This is a genomic window from Beijerinckia sp. L45 (assembly GCF_009765775.1).
Taxonomy (GTDB): Bacteria; Pseudomonadota; Alphaproteobacteria; order Rhizobiales; family Beijerinckiaceae; genus RH-AL1.
This window is the reverse complement of the sequence record NZ_LMUU01000228.1, coordinates 27,886-28,820: the sequence shown is the minus strand read 5'-3', so window position 1 is coordinate 28,820 and position 935 is coordinate 27,886. Positions and strand designations below refer to the sequence as shown.

Sequence of the window (935 nt, the reverse complement as noted above, 5' to 3'; positions counted from 1 at the left end):
CCGCTATCGGCCGGTACAAAGATCTCTCTCGTAATCGCTACATCATATGTTGCACGCATGGCATCACTGCTCCGGTCGGCGTCTGACAAAGTCAACGGGACGCGGTTTTCGCCGCACACGGGCACAGCGGATCCGTAGAACAGCAGGGTTATCGCCGCAGCCAGCATTTTGCGTAACACGGGCATCTCTTCACGTTGACAGCGTCAACCTCGCAGTCTTAGTTGACGGTGTCAACCTTTGGGGGCATCTTTTGGCTATGCCCAAGAAGCCATCAACCAAAACACGCTTGATTACAGCTGCTACCTGCTTGCTTGACGAGGGCGGTCCCGAGGCGGTGACGTTACGCGCGGTGGCGCAGGCCGTGGGCGTCTCTCACAACGCCCCCTATAAACATTTCAAGGATAAGAGAGCCATCCTAGCCGCGGTTGCCGAGGCCAGCTTTGTCGAGATGGCAGCCAGGTTTAGAGAAACTGCACTCAAAAAAGCTACGCCGCTTCAGGCGCTTCGCGTTGTCGTTGAAAACTATCTCTCATTTGCTCGGCATTTCCCGGCCCGCTACCGGTTGCTATTCAGCGATCCAGACATCAGCCAGCACGGGGGCATGTTGGAAACCGAAGCGCTCGAAACGTTTGAAACCGTCGCAAATCTCGTCGTCGCAGCACAGAAGTCTGGGGAGCTTGCCAAAGGTGATCCGGCAAGGGCGACCGCGCTAATTTATGCAACGGCACACGGCCTCGCGGACCTGGAATTAAGTGGCCGTACCCGCGCGGCTAAGGGCTTAACCGATGTCGACGCAGTAGCGTCGCTTCTTCTCGATTTGCTGACCAGCACGCCGTGATTTTGCAATCGCTTTGAACGGCTCGGCTGGACCAACGCGTCAGATACAGCAGCTCGTGCGGTATCCGACCATGCGCCTTACCTGATGTACAGGCGGC

At 57.0% G+C, this 935-nt stretch carries 1 protein-coding gene; it reads left to right on the top strand.

Going from position 1 to position 935, the window contains the following annotated elements; translation table 11 throughout:
• Positions 1–256 precede the first annotated feature (256 nt).
• Positions 257–838, top strand: coding sequence for a TetR/AcrR family transcriptional regulator (locus GSQ79_RS24205; protein WP_158811323.1), 582 nt, complete (start codon positions 257–259; stop codon positions 836–838).
• The last annotated feature ends 97 nt before the right edge of the window (positions 839–935 follow it).

Bases quoted from the DNA above. Each gene is read 5' to 3' on its own strand.
- GSQ79_RS24205 (WP_158811323.1), top strand. From the start codon at position 257: ATGCCCAAGAAGCCATCAACCAAAACACGCTTGATTACAGCTGCTACC.